This is a genomic window from Halorussus ruber, assembly GCF_004765785.1.
In the GTDB taxonomy this organism is placed as follows: domain Archaea; phylum Halobacteriota; class Halobacteria; order Halobacteriales; family Haladaptataceae; genus Halorussus; species Halorussus ruber.
The window spans coordinates 1-1,050 of the sequence record NZ_SBIT01000032.1 but is presented as its reverse complement, the minus strand read 5'-3'; the positions used below and the strand labels follow the sequence as shown (position 1 = coordinate 1,050).

Genomic DNA, 1,050 nt, shown 5'->3' with positions numbered 1-1,050 from the left:
TCGCTCTTGTGTAGAACTACGGAAAGCCCCTGTAGTTACACTGAGCCAGCCATAATCTGGGAGTATGTCGTCTGCTCAGCCAGCGTTCGGCGCGATGTTTCGAGAGCTGATCGAGCTGGGCGTCGTCGAGATCGACACGGAGCCGCTCGATGCCCGCATCGAGCGGCGACTCAAGGACTTCTGGGAGAACACGTCCTGTCCACGCTGCGGGCACAACGCTGTTCAAACGTGGCCACATCTCGACCGCGTGTGGTGCCGAGACTGCAACTTCAAGCCGGTCTACACCTACGGAACGCCGTTTCACGAGAAGCACCTCTCCTGCGGTGAGGTGCTTCTCGCGTTCACACTCTACGCCGATACGTTGCTCAGTATCAACCAGATCGCGCCGTTGCTCGGTCGGGCCTACAAAACCGTTCACACGGCGATTCGGGAGGTGGAAGCCGCGATTCATCGCGGCTTCCCCGTCGTCTGGGATCTCCTCGACCAGACTCTCGAAGGACCGACACAAGTCGACGAATCTGGCAGAGTCTGTTCGGGCTACAAAGGCCAAGAGCCGCCGCGGCCCAGCCGTTCTCGCGGCGGTTCGTCTCAGACAGGCCGATCACGCTGGCGAGGACGTCACGGTGATCAGCTGACGCTCGTCGCGGCGTGCCGCGACTCGCTTCGCGTGATTCGTGGCCAACTCGGCATCGACTTCAGCGGTGATCTGGAACCAGTGATTCAGGAAGCTGAAGACCTCTCCCAGCCACTGGGAGAGGTCTGGACTGACGGCCTCCAGGCCTATAGAGAGATGGAGCGAGACCACCGAACAGTCGTACACAAAGAGAGATACGTATCGTCTGACGGCGTCCACATTAACCAGGCTGAGTGTCTCTTTTCGCTTGTGCAACCGTGGCTGCGGAAGTTCCGCGGCCTGTCCAAGCACGGCTTGGAACAGGCCGCTCACACCTTCGGCATCGTTCGGTCACTCAACCTATCTGGAGAATCCATCGCATCAACCATTGACTGTCTCGTTATCGGGGCTTTCCGCAATTCTACATAAGAGCGAGA

1 protein-coding gene is annotated in these 1,050 nt (G+C 59.0%); it reads left to right on the top strand.

Annotation, left to right across the window (positions count from 1 at the left end; translation table 11 throughout):
- Nucleotides 1-64 precede the first annotated feature (64 nt).
- Nucleotides 65-1,042 carry an IS1595 family transposase gene (locus EPL01_RS21275; RefSeq protein WP_135827285.1) on the top strand — a complete coding sequence of 326 codons (978 nt, stop codon included), beginning with the start codon at nucleotides 65-67 and terminating at the stop codon, nucleotides 1,040-1,042.
- Nucleotides 1,043-1,050: the final 8 nt, after the last annotated feature.